The organism is Marivita sp. (assembly GCF_051251565.1).
GTDB lineage: Bacteria > Pseudomonadota > Alphaproteobacteria > Rhodobacterales > Rhodobacteraceae > Marivita.
On record NZ_JBPOFB010000001.1, the window covers coordinates 141,417 to 165,936 of the forward strand.

28 protein-coding genes and 1 tRNA gene are annotated in these 24,520 nt (G+C 59.2%); 20 read left to right on the forward strand and 9 right to left on the reverse strand.

The genetic code is table 11. From position 1 onward, the window contains the following. Window positions 1-22: 22 nt before the first annotated feature. Window positions 23-958, forward strand: a complete 936-nt coding sequence (locus ACSHXH_RS00700; RefSeq protein WP_435669827.1) for a hydrogen peroxide-inducible genes activator — start codon at window positions 23-25, stop codon at window positions 956-958. Window positions 959-964: 6 nt separating this feature from the next. Here the strand turns inward: ACSHXH_RS00700 and ACSHXH_RS00705 are convergent, their stop codons facing one another. The 3 genes from ACSHXH_RS00705 to ACSHXH_RS00715 all read right to left on the reverse strand — a co-directional run bounded on the left by ACSHXH_RS00705 (window position 965) and on the right by ACSHXH_RS00715 (window position 3,073). Continuing rightward, window positions 965-2,506 carry a hypothetical protein gene (locus ACSHXH_RS00705; protein ID WP_435669828.1) on the reverse strand — a complete coding sequence of 514 codons (1,542 nt, stop codon included), beginning with the start codon at window positions 2,504-2,506 and terminating at the stop codon, window positions 965-967. Window positions 2,507-2,608: 102 nt separating this feature from the next. Next, window positions 2,609-2,684, reverse strand: a tRNA-Ala gene (locus ACSHXH_RS00710). A gap of 68 nt (window positions 2,685-2,752) precedes the next feature. After that, window positions 2,753-3,073 (reverse strand): TIGR02300 family protein, encoded by a 321-nt coding sequence (locus tag ACSHXH_RS00715; protein WP_435669829.1) that lies wholly within the window; start codon window positions 3,071-3,073, stop codon window positions 2,753-2,755. Between the two features lie 177 nt (window positions 3,074-3,250). On the opposite strand from ACSHXH_RS00715, the gene ACSHXH_RS00720 reads away from it, so the two are divergent. Together ACSHXH_RS00720 and ACSHXH_RS00725 are read left to right on the forward strand one after the other, a co-directional pair. Next, window positions 3,251-3,871: a M48 family metallopeptidase gene (locus tag ACSHXH_RS00720; RefSeq protein ID WP_435669830.1), complete on the forward strand. Its 621-nt coding sequence runs from the start codon at window positions 3,251-3,253 to the stop codon at window positions 3,869-3,871. A gap of 30 nt (window positions 3,872-3,901) precedes the next feature. After that, the gene (locus tag ACSHXH_RS00725) at window positions 3,902-4,552 is read left to right on the forward strand and encodes a GntR family transcriptional regulator (RefSeq protein ID WP_435669831.1); all 651 of its coding nucleotides are present in this window, start codon (window positions 3,902-3,904) and stop codon (window positions 4,550-4,552) included. Window positions 4,553-4,570: 18 nt separating this feature from the next. Here the strand turns inward: ACSHXH_RS00725 and ACSHXH_RS00730 are convergent, their stop codons facing one another. Beyond that, the gene (locus ACSHXH_RS00730; RefSeq protein WP_435669832.1) at window positions 4,571-5,410 is read right to left on the reverse strand and encodes a universal stress protein; all 840 of its coding nucleotides are present in this window, start codon (window positions 5,408-5,410) and stop codon (window positions 4,571-4,573) included. Between the two features lie 199 nt (window positions 5,411-5,609). Here ACSHXH_RS00730 and ccoN point away from each other — a divergent pair, with 199 nt between their 5' ends. The 4 genes from ccoN to ccoP are packed head-to-tail and all read left to right on the forward strand — an operon-like array spanning window position 5,610 to window position 9,036. After that, window positions 5,610-7,220: a cytochrome-c oxidase, cbb3-type subunit I gene (gene ccoN, locus ACSHXH_RS00735; RefSeq protein ID WP_435669833.1), complete on the forward strand. Its 1,611-nt coding sequence runs from the start codon at window positions 5,610-5,612 to the stop codon at window positions 7,218-7,220. Window positions 7,221-7,233: 13 nt separating this feature from the next. Next, entirely contained in the window at window positions 7,234-7,962 is a 729-nt protein-coding gene (gene ccoO, locus ACSHXH_RS00740) for a cytochrome-c oxidase, cbb3-type subunit II (protein WP_435669834.1), read from the forward strand. Window positions 7,963-7,972: 10 nt separating this feature from the next. After that, the gene (locus tag ACSHXH_RS00745; protein WP_435669835.1) at window positions 7,973-8,158 is read left to right on the forward strand and encodes a cbb3-type cytochrome c oxidase subunit 3; all 186 of its coding nucleotides are present in this window, start codon (window positions 7,973-7,975) and stop codon (window positions 8,156-8,158) included. Further along, window positions 8,155-9,036, forward strand: a complete 882-nt coding sequence (gene ccoP / locus ACSHXH_RS00750) for a cytochrome-c oxidase, cbb3-type subunit III (protein WP_435669836.1) — start codon at window positions 8,155-8,157, stop codon at window positions 9,034-9,036. Before ACSHXH_RS00745 ends, ccoP begins: the two co-directional genes overlap by 4 nt. 197 nt (window positions 9,037-9,233) lie before the next feature. Here the strand turns inward: ccoP and ACSHXH_RS00755 are convergent, their stop codons facing one another. Next, on the reverse strand, window positions 9,234-9,374 hold the full coding sequence (locus ACSHXH_RS00755) for a hypothetical protein (protein WP_435669837.1): 141 nt from the start codon (window positions 9,372-9,374) through the stop codon (window positions 9,234-9,236). A gap of 97 nt (window positions 9,375-9,471) precedes the next feature. Here ACSHXH_RS00755 and ACSHXH_RS00760 point away from each other — a divergent pair, with 97 nt between their 5' ends. The 5 genes from ACSHXH_RS00760 (at window position 9,472) to ccoS (ending at window position 14,706) form a co-directional block, all read left to right on the forward strand. Continuing rightward, window positions 9,472-10,350, forward strand: a complete 879-nt coding sequence (locus ACSHXH_RS00760; RefSeq protein WP_435669838.1) for a LysR family transcriptional regulator — start codon at window positions 9,472-9,474, stop codon at window positions 10,348-10,350. A gap of 96 nt (window positions 10,351-10,446) precedes the next feature. After that, entirely contained in the window at window positions 10,447-11,883 is a 1,437-nt protein-coding gene (ccoG, locus tag ACSHXH_RS00765) for a cytochrome c oxidase accessory protein CcoG (RefSeq protein WP_435669839.1), read from the forward strand. Continuing rightward, window positions 11,883-12,344 carry a FixH family protein gene (locus ACSHXH_RS00770; protein WP_435669840.1) on the forward strand — a complete coding sequence of 154 codons (462 nt, stop codon included), beginning with the start codon at window positions 11,883-11,885 and terminating at the stop codon, window positions 12,342-12,344. Before ccoG ends, ACSHXH_RS00770 begins: the two co-directional genes overlap by 1 nt. A 3-nt stretch (window positions 12,345-12,347) precedes the next feature. Beyond that, window positions 12,348-14,534: a heavy metal translocating P-type ATPase gene (locus ACSHXH_RS00775; RefSeq protein ID WP_435669841.1), complete on the forward strand. Its 2,187-nt coding sequence runs from the start codon at window positions 12,348-12,350 to the stop codon at window positions 14,532-14,534. 13 nt (window positions 14,535-14,547) lie between these two features. Further along, window positions 14,548-14,706, forward strand: coding sequence for a cbb3-type cytochrome oxidase assembly protein CcoS (ccoS, locus tag ACSHXH_RS00780; protein ID WP_435669842.1), 159 nt, complete (start codon window positions 14,548-14,550; stop codon window positions 14,704-14,706). Between the two features lie 11 nt (window positions 14,707-14,717). On the opposite strand, the gene ACSHXH_RS00785 is transcribed toward ccoS, so the two are convergent. Then, the gene (locus tag ACSHXH_RS00785) at window positions 14,718-16,136 is read right to left on the reverse strand and encodes a serine hydrolase (RefSeq protein WP_435669843.1); all 1,419 of its coding nucleotides are present in this window, start codon (window positions 16,134-16,136) and stop codon (window positions 14,718-14,720) included. Between the two features lie 320 nt (window positions 16,137-16,456). Then, window positions 16,457-17,155 (reverse strand): HAD family hydrolase, encoded by a 699-nt coding sequence (locus ACSHXH_RS00790; RefSeq protein ID WP_435669844.1) that lies wholly within the window; start codon window positions 17,153-17,155, stop codon window positions 16,457-16,459. A gap of 108 nt (window positions 17,156-17,263) precedes the next feature. On the opposite strand from ACSHXH_RS00790, the gene clpS reads away from it, so the two are divergent. The 4 genes from clpS to hemF all read left to right on the forward strand — a co-directional run bounded on the left by clpS (window position 17,264) and on the right by hemF (window position 20,430). Continuing rightward, window positions 17,264-17,599 (forward strand): ATP-dependent Clp protease adapter ClpS, encoded by a 336-nt coding sequence (clpS, locus tag ACSHXH_RS00795; RefSeq protein WP_435670174.1) that lies wholly within the window; start codon window positions 17,264-17,266, stop codon window positions 17,597-17,599. 21 nt (window positions 17,600-17,620) lie between these two features. Further along, on the forward strand, window positions 17,621-18,634 hold the full coding sequence (locus ACSHXH_RS00800; protein ID WP_435669845.1) for a class I SAM-dependent methyltransferase: 1,014 nt from the start codon (window positions 17,621-17,623) through the stop codon (window positions 18,632-18,634). 12 nt (window positions 18,635-18,646) lie between these two features. Beyond that, window positions 18,647-19,450 (forward strand): SDR family NAD(P)-dependent oxidoreductase, encoded by an 804-nt coding sequence (locus ACSHXH_RS00805; protein WP_435669846.1) that lies wholly within the window; start codon window positions 18,647-18,649, stop codon window positions 19,448-19,450. An 86-nt stretch (window positions 19,451-19,536) separates the two neighbouring features. Continuing rightward, window positions 19,537-20,430 (forward strand): oxygen-dependent coproporphyrinogen oxidase, encoded by an 894-nt coding sequence (gene hemF / locus ACSHXH_RS00810; RefSeq protein ID WP_435669847.1) that lies wholly within the window; start codon window positions 19,537-19,539, stop codon window positions 20,428-20,430. A gap of 3 nt (window positions 20,431-20,433) precedes the next feature. Here the strand turns inward: hemF and ACSHXH_RS00815 are convergent, their stop codons facing one another. Then, window positions 20,434-20,979: a pseudouridine synthase gene (locus ACSHXH_RS00815; RefSeq protein WP_435669848.1), complete on the reverse strand. Its 546-nt coding sequence runs from the start codon at window positions 20,977-20,979 to the stop codon at window positions 20,434-20,436. Beyond that, a complete protein-coding gene (locus ACSHXH_RS00820; RefSeq protein ID WP_435669849.1) occupies window positions 20,976-21,437 on the reverse strand; it encodes a nucleoside deaminase in 462 nt (153 codons plus the stop codon). The genes ACSHXH_RS00815 and ACSHXH_RS00820 overlap by 4 nt, the downstream gene beginning before the upstream one ends. A gap of 63 nt (window positions 21,438-21,500) precedes the next feature. Here ACSHXH_RS00820 and ACSHXH_RS00825 point away from each other — a divergent pair, with 63 nt between their 5' ends. From ACSHXH_RS00825 to ACSHXH_RS00840, 4 genes are all read left to right on the forward strand, one after another. Then, window positions 21,501-22,325: a pseudouridine synthase gene (locus ACSHXH_RS00825; protein ID WP_435669850.1), complete on the forward strand. Its 825-nt coding sequence runs from the start codon at window positions 21,501-21,503 to the stop codon at window positions 22,323-22,325. A gap of 53 nt (window positions 22,326-22,378) precedes the next feature. Then, window positions 22,379-22,576 (forward strand): hypothetical protein, encoded by a 198-nt coding sequence (locus ACSHXH_RS00830; protein WP_435669851.1) that lies wholly within the window; start codon window positions 22,379-22,381, stop codon window positions 22,574-22,576. Window positions 22,577-22,587: 11 nt separating this feature from the next. Then, the gene (locus ACSHXH_RS00835) at window positions 22,588-23,430 is read left to right on the forward strand and encodes a hypothetical protein (protein ID WP_435669852.1); all 843 of its coding nucleotides are present in this window, start codon (window positions 22,588-22,590) and stop codon (window positions 23,428-23,430) included. Between the two features lie 173 nt (window positions 23,431-23,603). Beyond that, complete coding sequence (locus ACSHXH_RS00840) at window positions 23,604-24,506, forward strand: 5-bromo-4-chloroindolyl phosphate hydrolysis family protein (protein WP_435669853.1); 903 nt, start codon at window positions 23,604-23,606, stop codon at window positions 24,504-24,506. The last annotated feature ends 14 nt before the right edge of the window (window positions 24,507-24,520 follow it).

Genomic DNA, 24,520 nt, shown 5'->3' on the forward strand with positions numbered 1-24,520 from the left:
AATAACTATCAGAGGCGCGAGCATGCCCAGCTTACAGCAATTGCGATACCTTGTTGCCGTCGCGGACCAGTTGCATTTTCGCCGCGCTGCGGAGGTTTGCAACGTCACCCAGCCGACTCTGAGCGCGCAAATCAAGGATCTTGAGGTGCGGCTTGGCACCACTTTGGTCGAACGCAGCCGGTCCAAGGTGATGATGACCCCAACCGGCAAAGAGATTGCAGAGCGCGGGCGGCGCATCCTGCGCGAGGTGTCCGAGATTCACACCATCGCCAAATCGCGCCAATCTGTCTTGAACTCGGTGATCCGCATTGGTGTGGTTCAGACGGTCGGGTCTTATTTCCTGCCGCTGGTGATCCCGGATTTGCACACACAATATCCCAAGCTGGGGCTTTATATCCGCGAAGGATTGCCGGATCTGTTGTTGCGCAGCCTTGAAGACGGTGCGTTGGATTTGCTGTTCTTTCCGTTGCCGGTGAACAGGGCCGAGCTTGAGACGCTGTCACTTTTTCGGGAACCCATTCAGGTTGTGTTGCCCGTTGATCACCGACTTGCCGCCGAGCCCGAGATTGATCCTGTCATGCTGCGCGGCGAAACCATCCTGTCGCTGGAACCGGGGCACCGTCTGCACGAATTGGTGCGTACGATTTCTGACGATTATGGGGTTGAGCTTTCGCATGATTACGAAGGCACCAGCCTTGATACCCTGCGCCAGATGGTGGCGACTGGGATGGGCCTGTCGCTGATGCCAGCGCTTTACGTCAAATCCGAAGTGGCGCATCAGGATCTGGTTGTCGCGCGCCCGTTTCGAGGCACCGCGCCGTCGCGGACCATCGGGATGGTCTGGCGCAAGGGCACATCGCGCGAAGAGGACTACCGCCTTTTGTCCACCTTGGTTTGTCGGTCCCTGTCGGATCGCGCCCCCGAGATCACCGTTCTGGGCGATGTGTCGGGCCGGTGATGCCTGTTAGGGCGTGTATTGGACAAGCGACGCATGGGTGCGCTCAATCCGGTCCTCGGCCAGCGCGGTGCCGGTTTGCCATCCTTCGGCGTCATCAAGTGCTGCGGGCGCTTCGAAATCAAAGGGGATTTTCGACAGGTCGCTGTTCATCACTTCGATCAATTCGAACACCGGCAGCGCCGCGCGCCGCCGTCTTTCCGAAAATTGCAGTGACAGGGCGATCAACGTCCGGCTGTTATAAGGGGACAGGTAGAAATTCCGCCACAGCGCCGGGAAAGATGCGCCGACGGTGGATGGATAATACACCTCAAGGAACATGAAATCCGCCGCTTTTGCCATGGCCGTGTCGGGCAATGTGGCCTGCCACGCCAGAAAATCGTCGCGGTGGCGGTCGGCAATTGAGCTGTCAAAATCGGCGCGCGGCACGATGAGCAGTCTTTCGATCTGCCAATCCGGAGTGCGCCAGTGCTTTTCAGATCGGAACACAAACACCGCCCGCAACAGATCGGTCTGGTGCCCCCGCAAGACAACATTGCCGTCGGGCACACCAGTGATCACGCCATTCAGATATTCCTTGGGTGGTTTGACAGGTGCGCCGTAGGTGACCTGATACGCAGCCAGCGTGCGGCGGATGTCCTTTGGCGTCATCGACACCTGACGTTTGTCATGAACGTCATGCGCCACCCCGGCAACTCGGCACAGGTCAGCGGCGATGGCCGCGTCCCGGCGCGTCGCATAATTGTTGATGTGGGTGTAGACCTGATCGAGCTTCGCCGCGTGTTCGCCCGCAAACGCAAGGATCAGACGGCTGTCCATGCCGCCGGTGACCGGAAGCGAGCAGGGATAGGACCCTGTGATTTCCGCTATATTCGCGCGCGTGGTGGCGATGATCTGGGCGTATATGTCCAGAATGGTCTCAGGTTCCGGCGTAAATTGTTCGTCGCGGGGCCAAAACCGGTGTTCACGCAATGCATCGAGGTCCAGATAGCAGTTCGGGTTCATTCGTCGCACTGCGGCATCTGCGGTGTTAAACAACGACAGTTTCCCACCCCGGTCCCGAATGGACTCAAGATCGACCTTGGGATTGGGCCGCAGCGGGCGCTTGATGGCAAGAAGCGGCGAAGAGGCGACAAAGCCGTCTTCTGCATTATATACCGCGCCAATCATTCCAACCGGATCGGTATACAGCCGCGTCGCCTTGAGCGCATGGAGCACAAACGCGTAGCGCCCGGCGGCATCGTTCAGGAAGGATTCGAATCGCGCCCAGAAATTTTTGCTCCGGCTGCTGAAGGGCAGTGTGATGCGGTTCGTAGATGTAACCGCCATGGTCCCTGCGGCTATGCCAAGCAAAAGGCCGATCGGGCGATCCGCTGAATCGTACACATTGGACACGGGAAGGTGGCTGCCGCAGTGCACATGAACGTTACCCACCACATGCCCGGTGAACCCGTCAAGCGCTTCGGCAGTTCTTGAAATCACATATTGGTAGCGAAACCGGTCTTCAAACGGCCCAAGCCGATAGGTCCATTGCCGCTGTGCTTCAAACATACTGCATACCATCCTGGTTCAGGGACAACTAGCTCGCATATATTTCGAAGACGTAAAGGCCTGTCGGTAAAATCGGCCAATAAATTCCGCATGCTGGGAATTTGGTGGAGCCTAGGGGGATCGAACCCCTGACCTCTTGCATGCCATGCAAGCGCTCTCCCAGCTGAGCTAAGGCCCCGTTAGTGCGTGTTCACCTACGCAAAGCTTGGGGCGGGATCAAGCGTGATTCCGCCCCTTTTGAAGAAATTAATCGTCGTCGTTGCTGGCGACGTCAGCGATCTCGTCCAGAGAGACGTTGTCATCGTCATCGTCTTCGAGAACATCATCATCATCCTCGAGTTCGACATCGACATCATCATCCTCAAGAACATCGCCCTCATCGGTCTCTGTGTCCTTGGCTTTGCTTTGCCGGTCTGCAGCATCCGCTGCGATCATGCGTGTCTTGCCTGTGTCGATCTCGACCACTTCGCCCGTGTAGGGGCTGACGATCGGATCGGCATTGAGGTCATAGAACCGCTTGCCTGTGGTGGGGCAAAGGCGCTTGGTGCCCCATTCTTCTTTGGGCATGGGTTATCCCCTTCAATTGCGTGGTCATATCGACAACCAGCGCCAACTGCCATAACACCGAACCAGTGTCAAAGGCTTTACGGCACGGATCTCATCGAGCGGCATATGGGCGTTACAACTCTTCCGGGCAACCCCGAAATTACGTTGAAACTGCGGAAAAACCCGCGGGCACGGCGCATGACGCTACGGATATCGCGCGTTGATGGCGCTGTGACCCTGACCGTGCCGCGTGGCGTGTCCGACCGCGAAGCGCTCGCTTTTGCCGCAGAAAAGCAGGATTGGGTGCTTGGCCATCTGTCGCAACAGGCCGCAACTGTTCATGTCGGGCCGGGGCAAACCCTGAATGTGGGCGGGGCGCAATTTCAGCTTGTCGCGGGCGCGGGCAAACGATTGCGCGTCGTGGGCAACACAATTGAACTGCCACAGCCGGTGGAGAAAGGGCGGCTTCATCTGTTGGCCTGGCTGAAAGAGCAGGCCCGTGCGGAGCTGACCCGTGCATCGGACCATTACGCCGAACGGCTGGGGCGCGGCTATGCGCGGCTGAGCCTGCGGGACACGCGGTCGCGCTGGGGGTCGTGTTCGTCTGCCGGGGCGCTCATGTATTCGTGGCGGTTGATCCTCGCACCGAAATCGGTGCTGGCCTATGTCGCGGCGCATGAAGTGGCACATTTGCAGGAAATGAACCATTCCGCAGATTTCTGGCGCGTGGTGGATCAGCTTTACGGTCCCCACCAAGAGGCGCGCGCATGGCTGCGGCAAGACGGCCCAAAGCTGCACCGCTTCCGGTTTGATGCTTGACCGCCCTGACAGCTGTGATCACAGTTCGGTATGAGCGTCATTCCCCGCCCCACTGAACCCACCTTGTCCGCGCATGACCGTGTCTATCGCGGGTTGCGCAACCGGATCATGTTCGGCCAGATGTCGCCGGGCGAACCTCTGACGCTGCGCGGGGTTGGACGGGAATTCGATGTCTCCATGACCCCCGCGCGCGAAGCATTTCAACGGCTTGTCGCCGAAGGTGCGTTGTCGATGTCAGCCTCGGGCCGGGTCTCGACGCCAGAGCTGTCGAATGACCGGATCGAAGAATTGGCTGCCCTGCGTGCCCTGATCGAGGTCGAGCTGGCCAGCCGGGCCTTGCCTCGGGCACATTTGGCCCTGATTGAACGGCTTCAAAGCATCAATGGCACGATTGCCGATGCGATCTCAAACCGTGATTCAGTGGGTTATATCCGGACCAATCTCGATTTTCATCGGACGCTGTACCTGCGGGCGCAGGCACCTGCGATGCTGGCGATGGCGGAAACCGTCTGGCTTCAGCTTGGGCCGACCATGCGGGCGCTCTATGGCCGTTTGCGCCGTACCGAAGCGCCACAATATCACCGGTTGATCATTGCCGCGCTAAAGGCCGGGGATGAACCCGGCCTGCGACTTGCGGTGCGGTCTGATGTGACCCAAGGTTTGCGGCTTTTGGCGGGCTAGGCCAATCTGCGCGCCGGTTCAATGCGCCATGAAAACCGGGATTTCGCAGGTTTCCAGCATGTTGCGGGTCACCCCGCCCAGAACGGCCTCGCGGAAACGCGAATGCCCATACGCGCCCATCACCATCAGATCAGCGTTGATATCGATGACATGGCGGCGCATCACATCCGACACGCGCGGCATGGTCTTGGACAGCACGTCGATTTCCACCTTCACATCGTGGCGGGCCAGAAACTGTGACAATTGACCACCGGGGTCAGACCGCGTGGGGCCATGTTTGGGCGGATCAATGACCACGATATGCACGATCTGGGCGCTGCTGAGCAAGGGCAGGGCGCTGCGCACGGCGCGCAAAGCCTCGGCGCTTTCGTTCCAGCCGATGGCGATTTTTTCAGGCACTTTCAACTCGGGCCCCTGATCGGGCAGCACGATCACTGGCGATTGCCCCTCGAACAACGCGCCTTCTACGACGGGCTCAAGTTCGATCCCGCGGTCCTCGCCATAGGGGCGGGGCACAATGGCCAGATCCGCAAACCGCGCATGCGACGCCACGAACCGTGACACATCGGCAAGCTGGCACACCGCTTCGGTGACGCCCCACCGCAGCCCCGACACATTCAAAGCCTTTTTGGCGGCCTCGGACATTTCAGAGGCGTTTTCGCGGGCGTGGTTCATCGTTTCCTGGAGCACCGCCGCGTTCATCCCGGCGTAGTAATACCCGGTTTGCGTGCGGTCGACGCCAATACACACAACGTCCAGATGGGCATCCAGCGCGCTGGCCATGGCGACAGCCTGCGCGAGTGTGTCGCTCAATTGGGCCTGATCAGTGATGACGGCCAGAAGTGTTTTGAAAGACATGATTGGATCCCTTGGATAAGTCCTATGCGCCTATCATGTCACGGCGTTCCAGTGCGTGCATTGATACCCATCAATCATGACCAGCAATTCTATTGATGCAGATCAAGGATAGGTTTCGTCAAGTTCCGCATTAAGGGCCCAGTCTGAAAACCGCCCGCGCGGCAGCCGAATCGCGCAGGAAAGACGAAGGGACAAAAAAATGTTGAACTATATCAAGCTGATCGCGCTTGGTTTGATCACGCTCTTTGCGATGATTGCTGCGAGCTATGCGCGCGATTTAGCCTATCAGGTTCACGCCATCATCATAATGGCGGTATCTGCCGGGCTCTTCCTTTGGACGCTGCGGAACACCGATGAACCGGTACCAGCGGCCATTCTCGAAACAAGCTACATGGACGGCGTGATCCGCTACGGCGTGGTTGCAACGGCGTTCTGGGGTGTTGTAGGGTTCCTTGTCGGGACCTTTATCGCATTCCAGCTGGCGTTTCCGGGGCTTAATTTCGAATGGGCGCAGGGCTACGCGAATTTTGGGCGTCTGCGTCCGCTGCACACCTCTGCGGTGATTTTCGCGTTTGGCGGCAACGCTTTGATCGCGACGTCGTTTTATGTGGTGCAGCGCACCAGCGCCGCGCGCCTTTGGGGCGGGAACCTGGGATGGTTCGTGTTCTGGGGCTACAACCTCTTCATCGTGCTGGCCGCAACGGGCTACCTTCTGGGTGCGACCCAGTCCAAGGAATACGCGGAACCGGAATGGTATGTTGATCTTTGGCTGACCATCGTCTGGCTGGCCTATTTGGCGGTTTTCCTCGGCACGATCATCAAGCGTAAAGAGCCGCATATCTATGTGGCCAACTGGTTCTTCTTGTCCTTTATCGTCACTGTTGCGATGCTGCACGTCTTCAACAACCTGAGCATTCCGGTCTCGATCTTCGGCTCCAAGTCGGTGCAGGTCTTTGCCGGTGTGCAGGATGCGATGGTGCAGTGGTGGTACGGCCACAACGCTGTGGGCTTCTTCCTCACCGCCGGTTTCCTTGGCATGATGTACTACTTCATTCCCAAGCAGGCTGAGCGTCCGGTCTTTAGCTACAAACTGTCGATCATCCACTTCTGGGCGCTGATCTTCCTGTATATCTGGGCTGGTCCGCACCACTTGCACTACACCGCTTTGCCGGATTGGGCGTCGACCCTTGGTATGGTGTTCTCGATCGTTCTTTGGATGCCCTCATGGGGTGGCATGATCAACGGTCTGATGACGCTCTCGGGTGCATGGGACAAGCTGCGCACTGATCCGGTCATTCGGATGATGGTGATCTCGCTTGGTTTCTACGGCATGTCGACTTTCGAAGGTCCGATGATGTCGATCCGTGCGGTGAACTCGCTGTCGCACTATACAGACTGGACCATCGGTCACGTGCATTCCGGCGCGCTTGGCTGGAACGGCATGATCACCTTTGGCGCGCTCTACTTCCTGGTGCCGAAGCTCTGGAACAAGCAACGGCTTTATAGCCTGAGCATGGTGTCCTGGCACTTCTGGCTCGCCACCATCGGCATCATACTCTACGCGGCCTCGATGTGGGTCACGGGGATCATGGAAGGCCTGATGTGGCGCGAAGTCGATGCAAACGGGTTCCTCGTGAACAGCTTTGCCGACACCGTAAGCGCCAAGTTCCCGATGTATGTGGTCCGTGGTCTTGGGGGTGTGATGTACCTCACCGGCGCGCTGATCATGTGTTACAACCTGTGGATGACTGCAACACGCGGCCCGGCAAAAGAAACTGCCGGCGCGTCAGCAGCCGTCGCGGCCGAATAAGGAGGCTTTGACAATGGGTATTCTTGACAAGCACAAGATTCTTGAAACCAACGCGACGCTTCTGCTCGTGTGCAGTTTCCTCGTGGTCACGATTGGTGGTCTGGTGCAGATTGTGCCGCTCTTCTATCTCGAAAACACGATCGAGAAAGTAGACGGCATGCGTCCCTACACGCCGCTCGAACTCACCGGACGCGACGTCTATGTCCGCGAAGGCTGCTATGTCTGCCATAGCCAGATGATCCGTCCGATGCGGGATGAGGTGGAACGCTACGGACACTACAGCCTTGCGGCTGAGTCGATGTACGATCACCCGTTCCAGTGGGGCTCCAAACGGACGGGGCCTGACCTCGCCCGTGTGGGGGGGCGCTATTCGGACGATTGGCACGTCGATCACCTGCGGGATCCGCAATCGGTGGTGCCGGAATCGGTTATGCCGAAATATGGCTTCCTCGAAGCGACCCTTCTGGACGGCGAACATATCGGTGATCTCTTGTCGACCAATGCGTTCGTCGGCGTGCCGTATACCAGCGAAATGATCGAAGCCGCCCGCGCGGACTTCCGCGCCCAAGCGGACCCGGACAGTGACTATGACGGCCTGCTGGAACGCTATGGCGAAGCGGTGAATGTTCGAAACTTCGACGGTCAGCCGGGCATTTCCGAAGCGGATGCCTTGATCGCCTATCTGCAAATGTTGGGCACGTTGGTCGATTTCTCGACCTTCACCCCAGACGCAAGCCGCTAAGGAGGGCGATATGGAAACCTATTCGTTTCTAAGGGAATTCGCCGACAGCTGGATGCTGCTTATGCTGTTCCTGTTCTTTGTCGGGGTGATCCTTTGGGTCATGCGCCCCGGCAGCAACAAGACGCACCGCGACACGGCCAACATCCCGTTCCGCTACGAAGACAAACCCGCCGCATCTGAGGAGGCGAGGAAATGAGCAATAAGAAAGACGACGATCTCGACTACGAGACAACTGGCCACGAGTGGGACGGAATCAAGGAATATAACAAACCCCTGCCGCGCTGGTGGCTGTGGACGTTCTACGCCTGTATCGTATGGGCAGTGCTTTATAGCATCGCCTATCCTGCATGGCCGGGCATCACAGCGGCCACACCCGGTCTTCTTGGCTATTCGACCCGGGCCGAAGTGGCTGAAGACATCGCCCGGTTTGAAGACGCCAATGCAGGGATCAACGCACAGCTTGCATCGGTTGAACTGACTGAGATTGCAAACGATCCAGATCTGAACCAGTACGCCCAGAACGCGGGGGCGGCGGTGTTCCGCGCCTGGTGTTCGCAGTGCCACGGGTCAGGTGCAGCTGGCGTGCAGGCATCGGGCTATCCGAACCTGCTGGACGATGACTGGCTTTGGGGTGGGGATATTGAAAGCATCCACGCGACCATCGCCCATGGCATCCGCAACGAGAATGACCCGGATGCACGGTATTCCGAAATGCCGGTGTTTGGTGAATTGCTCGAAGCGGAAGAGATCGCCCAAGCCGCAAATTATGTCATGACGCTTTCCGGTCGGGACCCGGTTGATGCGATGCTCGCAGCAGCAGGTGAAGAGGTCTACCTTGATAACTGCGCGGCTTGTCACATGGATGACGGTAGCGGTGATGTCTGGCAAGGCGCACCAAATCTGTCGGACGCGATCTGGCTTTATGGCGGGGATTACGACACGCTGATCGAAACGATCACCTATTCCCGTTACGGTGTAATGCCCTCTTGGGCGGATCGTCTGAACGAGGCTGAAATCCGCGCTGTTGCTGCCTATGTCCACGGTCTGGGCGGTGGCGAAGCGTCCCCCGAGTAAGTATAAAGTCGCAACATCTTCTGGCCCGTGGGCCAGAAGATCAGGTGCCGGTGCTGTGTTCCGTTCGCGCGTCTCAAAGCACCGGCGCTGTCATTTGGCGGATCGCCAGATGTAACCGCGCCCCGGTTCCTGCCGGGCGCGGTTTTTTCGTGCCTGCCCGTACCACAGGCGCAGTGGTAGGCCGATCACCGGGTCCATCACTTCCAATCTTCCCATCGCTTTGGCGCCGAGGCTGTGCGCAGGTCTTCCCGGTACCATGATTGCGGCAAGTCTTTCTGGTAGCGGGTGGGCGAAAGTCCACTGGCGCGAAAGTAAGTTTGTGCAAGTGTTGTGAACATGATGATCTCCTGTTCTTTTGTGTTTGTGACATCATACTTGCGTATTTTTGCTGAAAGTGCGACTCAGGGATAAATCCAATATGTAAGTTTAAATTACATGATTGACTGGTCCAGACTTCCCTCTCTTGCCGCGTTGCGCGCGTTTTGCGCATTTGTCGAACGCGGGTCTGTGGTTGGGGCAGGGGCCGCGCTGAACGTCAGTCATGCGGCGGTCTCGCAGCAGTTGCGCAGCCTTGAGACGCATCTGGGCACGCCGCTGTTTGACCGCAGCAACCGTGCCCTTGAACTGACCGATGAGGGGCGCGACCTTGCCCGCGCGCTGGAAGACGGGTTTGGGCGCATCAACACCGGCGTGCTGCACGCGACCCAATCCCGCAGCGAACGCCCCCTGAACATCGCCTGCACCCCGACATTTGCCGCAGCGTGGCTGATGCCGCGATTGGCGGGGTTCCAATCGGCGCATCCAGGTATTGATATGGTGCTGACGCCCAGCCCGGCCTTGACGGATCCCGCATTCGGGGGCATCGACGTGGCGCTGCGCTTTGGCGAGGGGCCGTGGCCGGGGTTCGATCATGTCTGCCTGATGTCCGCGCCCATCGTCGCGGTCGCCGCCCCTGAGTTGATCAAGGACGCAACGATCCACGACCCAGAGGCGCTGTTGGCGTATCCTTGGCTCGAAGAATTGGGCACCACCGAAAGCACATCTTGGTTGGCGGCGCAGGGCCTTGCGCATAGGCGGGTCAAATCGCGCACAGAGCTGCCGGGTAACCTCATGCTGGACGCCGCGCGGCGCGGGCAGGGGATCGCAGTGACCACATGGGTGGCCGTGGCCGAGGACGTCGCCGCAGGCAGACTGGTGATTCTGTTCCGCGATCGTCCCCAAGCGGGGTATCACATGCTGACGAAACCGGGCGTCTTGCGGCCACCGTTGCGGGCGTTTGTCCGCTGGATTCGCAAGGAAGCCGCGAAAAGCTGAATTAAAGATACAGTATTTGATGCAAGTCAAAGCCCGGCGCTCCGCCCCCTGAGACAAGACGATCAAGCCACTACGTCTTTGGGAGCCAACCGTCTCGTGTCTCAAACTGAAAACCAAACGCCGCCGAACCTTTACGCCGCGCGCGAACCCATTTTCCCCAAGCGGGTCAGTGGCAATTTCCGCAACTTCAAATGGATCCTCATGATTGTCATGCTGGGCATTTATTATGTCACGCCATGGATCAGATGGGACCGGGGGCCGGAATTGCCGGATCAGGCTGTGCTGATTGATCTTGCGCATCGCCGGTTCTTTTTCTTCTGGATTGAAATCTGGCCGCATGAATTTTATTTCGTGGCGGGCCTTCTTATCATGGCGGGTCTGGGTCTGTTTCTGTTCACTTCGGCGTTGGGCCGGGTATGGTGCGGCTATGCCTGCCCGCAAACCGTTTGGACCGATTTGTTCATTCTGGTCGAGCGGTGGATCGAAGGTGACCGCAACGCGCGCCTGCGTCTGCACCGGCAGGAAAAGATGGATTTCCGCAAGGCACGCCTGCGTGTGACCAAATGGGTGTCGTGGTTCCTGATCGGTCTGGCGACAGGCGGGGCGTGGGTGTTCTACTTTGCCGACGCACCGACGCTTTTGTGGAATCTGGTCACGGGACAGGCGCATCCCGTTGCCTACACCACCATGCTGATCCTGACGGCGACCACCTTCTTTTTCGGCGGCTTTGCCCGCGAACAGATTTGCATCTATGCCTGCCCGTGGCCGCGTATTCAGGCCGCGATGATGGACGAAGACACGCTGACCATCGGATACCGGGAATGGCGCGGCGAACCGCGCGGCAAGCATCGTAAAGGTGAAGGCGCAGAGCAGTTGGGCGATTGTATCGACTGTATGGCCTGCGTGAACGTCTGCCCTGTGGGGATAGACATCCGCGACGGTCAGCAGATGGAGTGTATCACCTGCGGCCTGTGCATCGACGCCTGTGACGACATCATGGAAAAGATCGGCAAGCCGCGTGGCCTGATCGACTATCTTGCACTGTCGGACGAACCCCGCGAACGCGCCGGAGAAGCGCCGCGCTCTGCATGGTTCCACATCTTCCGCGTTCGTACGATGATGTATACCGCGCTTTGGGCGTTGGTGGGGATCGGTTTGGTCTTTGCACTGTTCATCCGCCCCGAGATCGACATGACGGTGGCGCCGGTGCGCAACCCGACCTTTGTGACTCTGTCCGACGGGTCGATCCGCAACACCTATGACGTCCGTTTGCTCAACAAACACGGCGAGGCGCGTCCGTTCCGCATGTCTGTGGCGGGTCACCCTTCGCTGCGCATCCAGCTTGAGGGTACGCCCTACGAGACCGCAAATGTGCCGGCGAACGAAACCTACCTGCAACGCGTTTACGTTGTGGCAGCTGCCGGTGCCGATCCGGCCGAAGACGAACGCACCGACATCCGGTTTTGGGTCGAAGACCTGACCAATGGCGACCGCGCCTATACCGACACGATCTTCAACGGGAGAAGCAACTGATGGTCAAAGAACGCAAACTCACCGGTTGGCACGCGCTGGCCATTTTTGGCAGCTGTTTCGCTGTCATCATCACGGTCAACCTGTTCCTTGCCTATTCGGCGGTCAGCACGTTTCCGGGTCTGGAAGTCAAGAATTCCTACGTTGCGTCGCAGGGGTTTGACGACCGCCGCGCTGAGCAAGAAGCGCTGGGCTGGACCGTTTACGCAGAAGCCAAGGGTGGATTGTTGATCCTGAGCATCACGGACGCCACGGGTCGCCCGGTTCAGGCTGGCACGCTTGATGCGGTTCTGGGGCGCGCGACCCATGTGCAAGATGACCGCGTGCCGGACTTTGCCTTTGATGGCCGCGCCTATGTTGCGCGCGAAACACTGCGTCCCGGCAATTGGAACATCCGCATGAAAGCCACGGCGCTGGACGGGTCGCTGTTCGAACAGCGCGTTGTCCTGCACGTCAAGAGTTAAGCCATGACCATCGCGATGCGTCCTCCCACCTCCGCCTGTCCCGCCTGTTCCGCCGCCCCCGCGGCCGAAGCGCTGGCGGCGGCAGCTTTGCCAAAAGACGTGAACATCATTCTGTCCCTGCCTGCGATCCACTGTTCGGCCTGCATTTCCGGGGTAGAGCGCATCTTGGGCGCAACCGAAGGTGTGACGGGCGCACGCGTCAACCTCACTCTCAAACGGGCCCAGATCGAAGCGGCGCCGGATATGACAGCAGAGCATCTGATCCGGGTTCTGGAAAAGGCCGGGTTCGAGGCGCACGAGCTGGACACAACCGCCCTGCGTGCGACCGAGACCGACCAAGCGGGACGTGACCTGTTGATGCGGCTGGCCGTGTCTTTCTTTGCGGCGATGAACATCATGCTGTTGTCCGTGGCCGTTTGGTCGGGCGCGGAAGGCCAGACACGCGATTTGTTCCACTGGATTTCCGCCGCCATCGCGCTGCCCACCATCGCCTTTTCAGCACAGCCGTTTTTCAAACACGCCTGGACCGCTTTGCGGGCAGGGCGGCTGAACATGGATGTTCCGATTTCGCTCGCCATTGTATTGGCGGTGGCGACATCGCTTTGGGAGACAACCCTGTCCGGCGAACATGCCTATTTTGATGCTGCAATCACGTTGACCTTTTTCCTGTTGGCGGGACGATATCTGGACCATCGCACCCGATCTGCCGCGCGTTCTGCCGCCGAAGAACTTGCTGCCTTGGAAGTCCCGCGCGTGTCGCGGCTGACGGATGCCGGCGAAGAGCAGATCGCCATGTCGGCTCTTGTTGTGGGCGATTTGATCCGCGTGCGCCCCGGCGGGCGGATGCCGGTGGATGGTGAAATCATTGATGGACAATCCGAACTGGACCGATCGCTGCTGACAGGGGAAACCCGCCCGATCTATGCCGGACCGGGGTCGATTGTCAGCGCAGGCGAAGTGAACCTCACCGGCCCGCTGACCATCCGCGCGAACGCGGTTGGCCGTGATACGTCGTTGCACCGTATGGCCGATCTTGTCGCTATCGCCGAATCCGGGCGGTCGCGCTACACCTCGCTCGCCGACAAGGCGGCAAAGCTTTATGCGCCGGGCGTGCATATCTTGTCGGCCTTGGCGTTTTTGGGCTGGTACTTTTACACGTTCGACCTGCGCACCGCGCTGAACATTGCGGCGGCTGTGCTGATCATAACCTGCCCCTGTGCGCTGGGTCTGGCCGTGCCTGCCGTGACAACAGCGGCGTCGGGGCGGTTGTTCCGCAAGGGGCTGCTGATCAAGGACGCCACCGCGCTGGAGCGTATGGCGCAGGTGGACACCGTTGTGTTCGACAAGACCGGCACCTTGACCGCAGACACCCCCGAGGTGACCAATCTGGGCGATCAGTCACGCCGTGATCTGGGGATCACTTTGGCCTTGGCCGACGGGTCATCGCACCCGCTGTCACAGGCGCTTGCCCACGCCATCCGCACAGCAGGAGTGGCCCCAGAGGCCGTTACAGAGATCACCGAAATTCCCGGCCACGGGACCGAAGGCCGCTGGAAGGGCCAGACCGTGCGTCTGGGTCGCGCAAGTTGGGTTGGCGGCGGAGAGAGCGCCGAGACCTGTGCATGGCTGCGTGTGGGTGATCGGGTTGCCGATCCGTTCCGCTTTGCCGATCATATTCGGGACGGGGCCGAGGCGCTGATCACCAAACTGCAAAACGATGGCTATGACGTCATCCTGATGTCTGGTGACACGACCCAAGCCGTCGAGGCCTTTGCCAACCGGCTGGGCATTGCCAGATGGGTGGCCGAAGCCCTGCCAGAAGAAAAAGCCGCCAAGATTGCGCAACTGACCGATGCGGGCAAACATGTCTTGATGGTCGGTGACGGGCTGAACGACACCGCGGCCCTTGCTGGCGCACATGCGTCGATTTCACCGGCAAGTGCATTGGATGCGGCGCGGGTGGCATCGGATGTGGTGTTGCTGGGCAATTCGCTTGAACCGATTGCGGATGCGCTGTCGACATCGCGTGTTGCGATCAAGCGTATTCGTCAGAACTTTACGATTGCCACATGGTACAACATCATCGCGGTGCCGCTTGCGGTTGCGGGATTGTGTTCGCCGCTGATCGCCGCATTGGCGATGTCGACCTCTTCGATTACTGTGTCTCTCAACGCTTTGCGTCTGAAATAACCCGGAGCTTTCGATGAACGTGCTCGCCTATCTGATCCCTGTGTCGCTGATCCTTGGCGGAATCGGGCTTGTCGCGTTTGTTTTCACGGTGAAGGCCCGGCAATACGAAGATCCGGATGGCGCCGCACAGCGCATCCTGTCAGACGATTACGACGATCACCCCAAATCCTAGGACCTTGGGCCTTAGCTTGGCCCGATCATAAAGCAGGTGACCTGACGTGCTTGAAGCCGTCGGCAGGCGAGGTCCGCGCTTTCGCGGCTCAGCCCCATGAAATTCGCATCATACCCGCGTGACCCGTTGACGACCTTGCGCAACGATCCGTCAAGCGTGGACATCTCGGACAGCGCGGTTGTGAGCAACGCTTTCTCGGCGGCGAAACGGCTGGGGAAACGCCCGACATTGATCCCCCAATGACGGCCCCCAGAGGTCGAGATCCGGGTGACGATTTCGGCTTCGCGGGTTTGTACGGGCTGCTGCACTTCGGGCGCCTGGCGTGCTGTGGCCGAGGCTAGCACAAGTGTGCGCGGGCGGACCACCGGCTTGACCGACGCAGCGGGCGCTGTCTTTTCGGCCACGTTCGGTGTGGCGATGGGCAAAGCGATTTGTGCAGACGTGGCTGTGATTTCTTGCACCGCTTCAGTTTGCACTTCGGCGAGCACGGATTGGATGTCCTGCTGCAACTCCGCCACCAAAGCGTCTGGCAGGACAGGTTGCGCCACGGGTCGCGCCGTCGGGCGCAAGCTTGTCTTCACAGCTGCCGCGACAACCCGAATGGATTTCGCGCGCGTGTTGGTCGAGGGTGTCTGGCTTCGCGCAATTACGGTTTCTGTGGGTGCAGATGTGTCTGGCCCCAGATAGGGCGGTTTGCGCGGTGTGCGCAGCGCCATGCGGCTGGGCGCTTTGTTGAAGCCAAGGTCCATCAGCTTGGCCACTTGCGCGTTGCGCGACGCGGTCGAGTTCCCGCCGAACACGGTCACGATGATCCGTTCGTTGCCCCGTTCAGCAGAGGCAACAAGGTTGAAGCCCGCCGCGCGGGTGTAGCCGGTCTTGATCCCGTCCGCGCCCTTATAGGCGTCCAGAAAACGCCGGTTGGTGTTGGCGACCGCTTTGATCCCGGCATCCGTGCTGCGACGGGAAAAGAGATTGTAATACTGCGGGTAGTCATACAGCACATGCCGTCCAAGGATCGTCATGTCCCGAGCTGTGGACATATGGCCGCTTTCGGTCAGGCCATGGGCGTTCTTGAACGTGGTGCGCGACATACCAAGCGCTTTGGCCGTGCGGTTCATCCTGCGGGCAAACGCGGCCTCAGATCCGGAAATCGCCTCGGCCAAGGCAGTTGCGGCATCGTTGGCAGATTTGATCGCGGCCGCGCGAACGAGATAGCGCAACTGGATCGTTGATCCTGCCCGCAGGCCAAGCTTTGAGGGCGGTTCTGCTGCGGCTTTCTTGGAAATTCGCACCGGTGTGTCCATGCTGATCTCGCCGTTTTGCACGGCTTCAAACACAACATATAGCGTCATCATCTTGGTAAGCGACGCTGGGTGCAGACGCGTGTCAGCGTTTTCCGAGTGAATCACTTCGCCGTTTCGCGCGTCCATGACCACCCCTGCATAGGGTGCCGCCATAGCGCTTATCGGGACCAGAACGGCCAACCAGATTGCGGTGATTAAATACAGGCCTACTCGACCCGGCTTTCTACGCCGTCCCGTCACGATTTCCGCCTTTTCTGCCTCTGGCCGCCGGATTCTTCCGGTCGGCACTGTTATTACCATTAGCCTAACATATGAAAAGAGGCCGATAAAGTCCTTATTTATATACCTTTTTTGCCCAATTTTGCAGCGACGTGCCGCAATATGTTGGGGGCGTGCGACGTTCGCTCACAAGGTCGGCCAATGTGGCAGAAGTAAGGCAGCGATCATCAGCCGATGTGATCCACCAACGCGGGCAAATCACCCAGATCCGCAATGCTGCGATAGCGCGGCGCTTTGGGCGGATCGGCTTTTTCCAGATCCCATTCGAGGGCATGGGGCACAAACACGCCCCATGCGCCTGCGGCAACTGCTGGTACGACGTCCGAGCGCATGGAATTGCCCACCATCATTGCGGCCTCTGTGCCACCGGGATGGCTGGCAAAGGCCGTAAGATAGGTTGCAACCGTTTTTTCCGACACGATGGCCACATCGTCGAACAGGTCTCCCAAGCCCGATTGGGCCAATTTGCGTTCTTGATGCAGCAGGTCGCCCTTGGTGATCAGGACAAGCCGGTGCGTGTCTGACAAAGCTGTAACCGTGGTGCGTGCGTGCGGCAGCAATTCGATGGGATGGGCCAGCATGTCCTGTCCGGCATCAAGGATCTCGCGGATCACGTGGCCAGGCACCGCGCCGTCCGTCACGTCAATCGCGGTCTCGATCATCGACAGGACAAACCCTTTCACGCCGAATCCGTATTGGCCGATATTGCGCTTTTCCGCCGCGACAAGGCGGTCATGCAGCTGGGAGGTGTCCGTATAATCTGACAAAAGCTCTTCAAACCGGTCCTGCGTCAGTTTGAAAAACCGCTCGTTGTGCCAAAGCGTATCGTCGGCATCGAAGCCGATTGTTTGCAGCTTTCGCGCCATGTGTGGCCTGCGCCTCTTTTCTCGGGGTCAGGACAGGTTATATAGAGCCATCAAGGATATGGAACGCGAGGCACCTTTCCACACATGACACACCTGACCGTCACACGCATGTCGTCCCGCCCATTGGCTGGACCTCCGTCAAACGAGGACAACGACACTGGTGTCGTCGTGGAAACCCGTGCCAAGACAAAACGCCCACCGCTTTACAAGGTGATGCTGCTCAATGATGATTACACGCCGATGGAATTTGTCGTGCATGTGCTTGAGCGGTTTTTTGGTATGACGCATGCGCAAGCCTTTGAAATCATGTTGACCGTCCACAAAAAAGGCGTTGCCGTTGTCGGTGTGTTCAGCCACGAGATCGCAGAGACCAAAGTCGGTCAGGTGATGGATTTCGCGCGCCGTCATCAACACCCGCTGCAATGCACCATGGAAAAGGAATAACCGGGGTATCCCGGGTCTCCCATGACGTTATCCAGACTTGCCCATGCCCTTGAAACAGGCACTCTCGACCTGTCAGAGAACGCTTGTGTTGTTCTTATTGAACCGAATCCCGATGCTGATCTGGGGGTCTTGCCCACGCGCAACGTCACCGTTCAGCACAGTTTCAAACCGTCCTATGACCTGTTTGATGCCATGGGCGTCGCGGTCACGACCCAAGCCACGCAGCCCGTGGATGTGGTGCATGTCACCTTGCCGCGCAGCCGGGAACTTGCGCGCGGTCTGATCGCACAGGCTGAATCGCTGGCCGCCGGAGGGCGAGTCATCGTGGACGGGGCCAAGACCGATGGCATTGACGCGATCCTGAAATTCGCCCGCGCGCGGGTCACGATTGACGGTCAGGTGTCCAAGGCACATGGCAAGGTGTTCTGGTTCGATGCGGGCACAGCCTTTGCCGAATATGCGCTGTCTGACCCTGCCCCTGTCACCGATGGCTGGATCACCCAGCCCGGAGTGTTCTCAGCGGATGGACCGGATTTGGGATCAGTTGCCTTGGTGGCCGGGCTTCCCAAACTGCTCAAGGGGCGGGGTGCGGACCTTGGGGGCGGCTGGGGCTTTCTGACCAAGCATCTGCTGGGCGTGCCCGGTGTCACCCATATTGACCTTATCGAAGCGGACCACCGCGCGCTGACCTGTGCGGCGCTGAACGTCAGCGATGATCGTGTCGCGCTGCATTGGGCGGATGCGACAGTCTGGGGCGATGCGGGCGGTTTGGATTGGGTCGTGATGAACCCACCCTTCCATACCAGTCGCACACCTGATGCCTCTTTGGGTCAGCAATTCATCCGATCCGCTGCGCGCTTACTCAGGCCGAAGGGCACGCTGGTGATGGTTGCGAACCGGCATCTGCCTTACGAGACGACACTCGCGGAGTGTTTTGGACAGGTCCAGGAATTGAACGGCGACCCGCGCTTCAAGATCGTGCAAGCCGACCAGCCCAAAACGTCCAACAAACCGGGCCGCGCACTGCGCCGCTAAGGGAGGTCCATCATGTCATTCTCTATCGAAGGGAAAACAGCGATTGTCACCGGGGCCGCCAATGGCGTTGGTTTGGCGATTGCACGGCATTTTGTCGATCAAGGCGCAAATGTCATGTTTGCGGATATGGACGAAGCGCGGCTGGCTCATGAATGTGGCGAGATCCCTGAAGAAGATGGCAACATCCGCTATTTTGCCGGCGATCTGCGCGAACGCCTGACACTTGCGAACCTGCTGTCGGCCACGATTGACGCGTTTGACCGGGTGGATATCCTGATCAATGGCAGCCGTCAGGTGTTGCCTTCTGACGCGCTTGATATGGATGACACCACGTTAGAGGCGCTGATGATGCAGAACGTGACCAACACGTTCCGCCTGTCACAGATCGTCGCTAAGCGCATGATCAAACAGGCTGAAGACAAAGAAGACGGGCAGGCGGGCGCAATCGTGAACCTGTCCTCTATTGCGGCACGGGTCACGCAGCCTGAATTGTTGGGCTTTTCGGTATCGATGGCGGCTTTGGATCAACTGACACGATCACTTGCCGTGTCGCTGGCTGAACATCGCATTCGGGTGAATTCGGTCGCGTTGGGGTCGGTCATGTCGGCAAGCCTGAAACAGGCGCTCAAGGATCACGACGGATACCGCGAGAAAATTGAAGAAAACACGCCGCTTTCGCGGATCGCAAGCCCGTCTGAACTGGCGCAGGCGGTTCAATTCCTGTCCTGCGAAGGGGCGGGTTTCGTGACTGGGCAGATCATAACGATTGACGGTGGGCGGACGCTTCTTGATCCGGTAAGCGCCCCGGCACACTAGTGCGGCATTCCGACAGCAAGCCTTTGGGGTGACTTGTGATTTGCGCCTCGCGTTGTAGTGTCCTGTCACAAAGATAGGACAGTGACATGACGGAAAACTTTGACACCGAAAAAGCCCGCGCCTCAGCGTGGTTTCGGGAATTGCGCGATCAGATCGTTGCATCCTTCGAAGCGCTCGAAGACAGCCACGACGCCGGGCCACTCCACGACGCAGCTCCGGGCCGGTTCGAGGTCACCGAAACCAAGCGCACGTCGGAGGACGGATCGGACGCGGGTGGCGGTTTGATGAGTGTCATGCGCGGTGGCCGGGTGTTTGAAAAGATCGGCGTCAATGTCTCGACCGTCTATGGTACCTTGGGCGAACGGGCGCAGCATGCGATGGCCGCGCGCAAAGGCATTCCGGGCATGAAGGATGATCCGCGCTTTTGGGCGTCGGGCATCAGCCTTGTCGCGCATATGCAAAACCCGCATTGCCCCGCTGTTCATATGAACACGCGTATGTTCTGGACACCGCATGCCTGGTGGTTTGGAGGCGGATCGGATCTGAACCCGTGTCTTGAATATACCGAGGACACCCAGCATTTTCACGACACGCAGAAACAGCACCTCGATCCGCATGGCGATGCGTATTATCCCAGGCTCAAGGAATGGGCGGATGAGTATTTCTATATTCCGCACCGGGGCCGGGCGCGTGGCGTCGGCGGGATTTTCATGGACGATCACAACACCGGCGACTGGGATACCGATTTCAGCCTGACGCAGGATATTGGCCGCGCCTTCCTTCCGGCCTTTGTGCCACTCGTAGAAAAGCGCCGCGCGCAGGACTGGTCAGACGCCGACAAAGAGGCGCAGCTGGTGCATCGTGGGCTCTATGCCGAATATAATCTGGTCTATGACCGGGGCACCAAGTTCGGTCTGGAAACCGGCCATGACGCCAATGCGGTGCTGATGAGCCTTCCACCGCTGGCCAAGTGGGTCTGACGCCTACGCGTCCCGCCATGTGCCGGGATCAATCCCGTCCAACGTCCATTCCCCAACCGACCAACGCACCAGCCGCAGACAGGGCAGGCCCACATGGGCTGCCATGCGGCGCACCTGCCGGTTGCGGCCTTCGGTGATTGTCAGTCGCAGCCACGCATCGGGCACTGTCTTGCGAAACCGCACCGGCGGGTCGCGTGGCCACAGATCTGGGGCGTCGATCTGGTCCACCAGGGCCGGACGCGTTGTCCCATCCTTGAGCGTGACACCTGTGCGAAGCTGATCCAGCAAAGCCTCGGTCGGAATGCCTTCGACCTGAGCAAGATAGGTTTTTGGTGACCGGAATTTGGGATTGCTGATCTTGGCCTGTAATTTGCCATTATCCGTCAACACCATAAGCCCTTCACTGTCGCGGTCCAGCCGCCCTGCGGGATAAACGCCGGGCACGTTGATAAACTCGGACAGCGTGCGCCGTGCGGTGCCTTCGGTGCTTTTGTCGGTAAATTGCGACAACACGTCGAAGGGTTTGTTAAACAGAACAATGCGCGTCATTCAGCGGGGCCTCGCTTGGCGGCAAAGAAGGCGGTCAGCAGTGTTTCCGCCTCGGTTGCGCTGACGCCGTCATAGATTTCGGGGGCGTGGTGGCATTGGGGATGCGAAAACACCCGTGCGCCATGGGCGACACCCCCCGATTTCGCATCCTGGGCGCCATAGTAAAGCCGCTTGATCCGCGCGTTGGAAATCGCACCTGCGCACATCGGGCAGGGTTCCAACGTAACGTAAAGATCATGCCCGGTCAGTCGTTCCACCCCCAGCACAGCGCAGGCATCGCGGATTGCCAGCATTTCGGCATGGGCTGTCGGGTCGTTCAGCTCGCGTGTGCGGTTCCCGGCGGCGGCCACGACAGTCCCGTCCGGGGCCACAACAACCGCACCCACGGGCACCTCGCCACGGGCGGCGGCGTTGGTGGCTTCTTCAATCGCCAGCGACATATTTGAACGGAACACCATGCGCCCGTCATAGACCGCGCAATCGCCTTTCCCAAGGGGCTGAATTGGACTAAGCCGCGTCTCATGACACAGAACACACCCCCCGGTGATCGCATCGCCAAAGTCATTGCCCGTGCGGGCCTTGCCAGCCGCCGTGAGGCGGAACAGTTAATCCTGGAGGGCAGGGTTTCCGTGAACGGCAAGACCATCAGCAGCCCCGCGTTGAACGTCACGCCGGACGATAAGGTTGTCGTCAACGGCAAGGTTGTGGGCACCCCAGACGAACCGCGCATCTGGCTGTATCACAAGCCGGTGGGCCTTGTGACGACGACCAAGGACGAACAGGGCCGTGACACGATCTTTGACAAACTGCCCGAAGAGCTTCCCCGTGTGATGAGCATCGGGCGGCTTGACCTTAATTCCGAAGGGCTGTTGTTGCTGACCAATGATGGCGGCGTGAAGCGCAAACTGGAACTGCCCTCGACAGGCTGGTTGCGCAGATACCGCGCACGGGTCAAAGGACAGCCCACCGAAGAAAGCCTTGAGCCATTGCGCAGAGGGATGGTTATCGACGGCGAACGGTTCCAGCCGATGATCGTGACGCTGGACCGCCAACAAGGGGCAAATGCCTGGCTGACGATCGGCCTGCGCGAAGGCAAGAATCGCGAGATCAGGCGCGCGCTTGCCGACATCGGATTGACGGTGAATCGTCTGATCCGGGTGTCCTATGGGCCGTTCCAATTGGGACAGCTGAAATCAGGCGCCGTCGAAGAGCTGCGTCGCAAGGTTGTGCGCGATCAATTGGGGCTGGAAACCGTACCGGATGCCAAACCATCCAAGCCCCTGAAACAAAACAGAAATGCCCCGCGACGCGGGCCGCGTCCAGACAGGTCAAAAAAGAGTCCCTGATCTTTCCCTTTTAGCGCCCATTTTCCGCCCGGATTCGCAGCGACGGTCGGGGAATGTTGATCACCTTCCTCACCTCTGTCGTGCTTGTGGCCTCGGTGCTGCTGGTTCTGTCCAACCTCGGGACCGTTGCTGACGACACGTCCAAAGCGGTGCGCTCTGCCGTGCATCGCATCCGCGCCCAAGGTGGGGCTGCGTCCTGGGTCGCGTTTGCGGTTCTGTGGCTCACGATCTTTGCATTGGGGTTGTTATGATGGATGTTCAGATGTCCGGCCTTGTCGATTTCAATCGCAGCGCGGCATTGGGGCAGGCGGTCCCGGTCAATGACGTGCCGGTTGGGTTCATGGTGCTGGCAACCTGCCCGTTGATCCTTTGGCTTTTGGACGGGACGGTGGCCGGGCTCGCCTCGGCGCTGTTGATCATCACCTTGTTTGCAATTGGTCTTGTGTGCTTGTCGGTGGGACAAAAGAACCATCTGGCCTATGCCTGTGCAGATGTGGCCTCACGCCCGAAGGTGCCGTTCAAACTGATAGGAAGCTGCATCGTGGCGGCGGTCGTGGCCCTTCTGGCCACCACCAAGATCACTGTGCCAGCGATTCCGTTTGTCATTGGAATGTCGATTTTCATCCTGTGCCTCGTGTCCTTTGGCCTTGATCCGATGCGTGACAAGGGCATGAACAACCCTGCCAAGCGCATGCGCCTGCTCAACCAACAAATATATGATGGGTTCGACGAACGGTTCGAACGCCTGTCCTACGCCTTGCGCGACCTTGAAGACGATGAGCTGTCTGAACGCACCCGAAGCGCGTCGAACAAGGTGATGGGGCTACTTGGGACGATTGATCTGGCAACGCCCACCCTGACGAAAATTGCGCCGTCTGTGGCCAAGATGCTGGCCAAGATGGAGGCTGAGGTCGCGTTGCTCGTGGACGGGTCAGACCCCGCACCGAACGAATTCGAGCGCCGCAAGTTCCACATCAAGATGCAGACGCTTGTGGACGCATTCGAACGGCGCGCCCGGAAAAGCGGCATCGCACGCGGGCGCAACAATTTCGAATTGCAAACGGACCTGCTTTTCGAACGGATGAAGCGCAAAGACACGGTCTGAGCGGATCTGTGCTGACTTCCCCCTAGTAAGCCATCTGTACATCCCCTAAGTTCTTATCGGTATTTGGGGAAAGGGTATTTGATGTCCGGTGCAGGCTTGCAACGATTGAGCTACGCGTTGCTACTCGTGTTGCTCTTCGGGGTGACCAGCGGTTGGCTCGGAGGTCTGTAGGCATGGCCCAAAGATTTGGTGGCAAATTTAGCCCGAACGGATCGCCGTCCCAACCTGCGGACACGCCCAAGGCCAAAGGGTTTAAGGGCGCGACGGTCGATCCGGTCGGTGCCCGCTCCAATATCCTGTTTATTCCCCCTGTGGTTCTGGCGTTCACGTCGATCAACGAAGGCGCCATTGGCATGGGGCTGGGCCTGATTGGTGCGGCTGTTTTGCTTTTGGGGGCGTGGCTGCTGCGCGGCGGCTTGACCGCCGAAGCCGCCTATAATGCCCGCAAAGTGGCCCGCCGACCGGCTTTTCCACGCAAGATCGCTGCGGCGGTCATGACGGGTTCAGGCGTCGGGATTGCGGCCTTTTCCAATGAACCGGGTCTTGTTGCCCCGATCATCTACGGCGCTGCGGCAAGTGCGCTGCATCTGGGTGCGTTCGGCATCGATCCGTTGCGTGACAAAGGCATGGAAGGGGTCGATACCTTTCAACAAGACCGTGTCGCCCGTGCCGTCGATGAGGCTGAAACCCATCTGGTCGCCATGCGCGATGCGGTCCTGCGTTCGGGGGACCGACGTATGATCGCGCGGGTTGAACAGTTCCAGACCACCGCCAAAGACCTGTTCCGCACCGTTGAGGAAGACCCGCGCGACTTGACAGGGGCAAAGAAATACTTGGGCGTCTACCTGATGGGGGCCCGCGACGCGACGATCAAGTTTGCCGATGTCTACGCCCGCACAAATGATCCGCAGGCTCGTACGGATTACGAAGCCCTGCTGGACGACCTTGAAAAAAGCTTTTCGAGCCGCACACGCAAGATGCTGCTGGATGACCGATCAGACCTGACAGTCGAAATCGACGTCCTGCGAGACCGCTTGCAGCGCGAAGGCGTTCGGATCGACCGAGATATGCAGTAACCTAGCAATGAGTA

What these genes read in the sequence shown, in the direction of transcription:
- ACSHXH_RS00700 (WP_435669827.1), top strand. Translation starts at nt 23, where the DNA reads ATGCCCAGCTTACAGCAATTGCGATACCTTGTTGCCGTCGCGGACCAG.
- ACSHXH_RS00705 (WP_435669828.1), bottom strand. Translation starts at nt 2,506, where the DNA reads ATGTTTGAAGCACAGCGGCAATGGACCTATCGGCTTGGGCCGTTTGAA.
- ACSHXH_RS00715 (WP_435669829.1), bottom strand. Translation starts at nt 3,073, where the DNA reads ATGCCCAAAGAAGAATGGGGCACCAAGCGCCTTTGCCCCACCACAGGC.
- ACSHXH_RS00720 (WP_435669830.1), top strand. Translation starts at nt 3,251, where the DNA reads ATGACGCTACGGATATCGCGCGTTGATGGCGCTGTGACCCTGACCGTG.
- ACSHXH_RS00725 (WP_435669831.1), top strand. Translation starts at nt 3,902, where the DNA reads ATGAGCGTCATTCCCCGCCCCACTGAACCCACCTTGTCCGCGCATGAC.
- ACSHXH_RS00730 (WP_435669832.1), bottom strand. Translation starts at nt 5,410, where the DNA reads ATGTCTTTCAAAACACTTCTGGCCGTCATCACTGATCAGGCCCAATTG.
- ccoN (WP_435669833.1), top strand. Translation starts at nt 5,610, where the DNA reads ATGTTGAACTATATCAAGCTGATCGCGCTTGGTTTGATCACGCTCTTT.
- ccoO (WP_435669834.1), top strand. Translation starts at nt 7,234, where the DNA reads ATGGGTATTCTTGACAAGCACAAGATTCTTGAAACCAACGCGACGCTT.
- ACSHXH_RS00745 (WP_435669835.1), top strand. Translation starts at nt 7,973, where the DNA reads ATGGAAACCTATTCGTTTCTAAGGGAATTCGCCGACAGCTGGATGCTG.
- ccoP (WP_435669836.1), top strand. Translation starts at nt 8,155, where the DNA reads ATGAGCAATAAGAAAGACGACGATCTCGACTACGAGACAACTGGCCAC.
- ACSHXH_RS00755 (WP_435669837.1), bottom strand. Translation starts at nt 9,374, where the DNA reads ATGTTCACAACACTTGCACAAACTTACTTTCGCGCCAGTGGACTTTCG.
- ACSHXH_RS00760 (WP_435669838.1), top strand. Translation starts at nt 9,472, where the DNA reads ATGATTGACTGGTCCAGACTTCCCTCTCTTGCCGCGTTGCGCGCGTTT.
- ACSHXH_RS00770 (WP_435669840.1), top strand. Translation starts at nt 11,883, where the DNA reads ATGGTCAAAGAACGCAAACTCACCGGTTGGCACGCGCTGGCCATTTTT.
- ACSHXH_RS00775 (WP_435669841.1), top strand. Translation starts at nt 12,348, where the DNA reads ATGACCATCGCGATGCGTCCTCCCACCTCCGCCTGTCCCGCCTGTTCC.
- ccoS (WP_435669842.1), top strand. Translation starts at nt 14,548, where the DNA reads ATGAACGTGCTCGCCTATCTGATCCCTGTGTCGCTGATCCTTGGCGGA.
- ACSHXH_RS00785 (WP_435669843.1), bottom strand. Translation starts at nt 16,136, where the DNA reads ATGGACGCGCGAAACGGCGAAGTGATTCACTCGGAAAACGCTGACACG.
- ACSHXH_RS00790 (WP_435669844.1), bottom strand. Translation starts at nt 17,155, where the DNA reads ATGGCGCGAAAGCTGCAAACAATCGGCTTCGATGCCGACGATACGCTT.
- clpS (WP_435670174.1), top strand. Translation starts at nt 17,264, where the DNA reads ATGTCGTCCCGCCCATTGGCTGGACCTCCGTCAAACGAGGACAACGAC.
- ACSHXH_RS00800 (WP_435669845.1), top strand. Translation starts at nt 17,621, where the DNA reads ATGACGTTATCCAGACTTGCCCATGCCCTTGAAACAGGCACTCTCGAC.
- ACSHXH_RS00805 (WP_435669846.1), top strand. Translation starts at nt 18,647, where the DNA reads ATGTCATTCTCTATCGAAGGGAAAACAGCGATTGTCACCGGGGCCGCC.
- hemF (WP_435669847.1), top strand. Translation starts at nt 19,537, where the DNA reads ATGACGGAAAACTTTGACACCGAAAAAGCCCGCGCCTCAGCGTGGTTT.
- ACSHXH_RS00815 (WP_435669848.1), bottom strand. Translation starts at nt 20,979, where the DNA reads ATGACGCGCATTGTTCTGTTTAACAAACCCTTCGACGTGTTGTCGCAA.
- ACSHXH_RS00820 (WP_435669849.1), bottom strand. Translation starts at nt 21,437, where the DNA reads ATGGTGTTCCGTTCAAATATGTCGCTGGCGATTGAAGAAGCCACCAAC.
- ACSHXH_RS00825 (WP_435669850.1), top strand. Translation starts at nt 21,501, where the DNA reads ATGACACAGAACACACCCCCCGGTGATCGCATCGCCAAAGTCATTGCC.
- ACSHXH_RS00830 (WP_435669851.1), top strand. Translation starts at nt 22,379, where the DNA reads ATGTTGATCACCTTCCTCACCTCTGTCGTGCTTGTGGCCTCGGTGCTG.
- ACSHXH_RS00835 (WP_435669852.1), top strand. Translation starts at nt 22,588, where the DNA reads ATGTCCGGCCTTGTCGATTTCAATCGCAGCGCGGCATTGGGGCAGGCG.
- ACSHXH_RS00840 (WP_435669853.1), top strand. Translation starts at nt 23,604, where the DNA reads ATGGCCCAAAGATTTGGTGGCAAATTTAGCCCGAACGGATCGCCGTCC.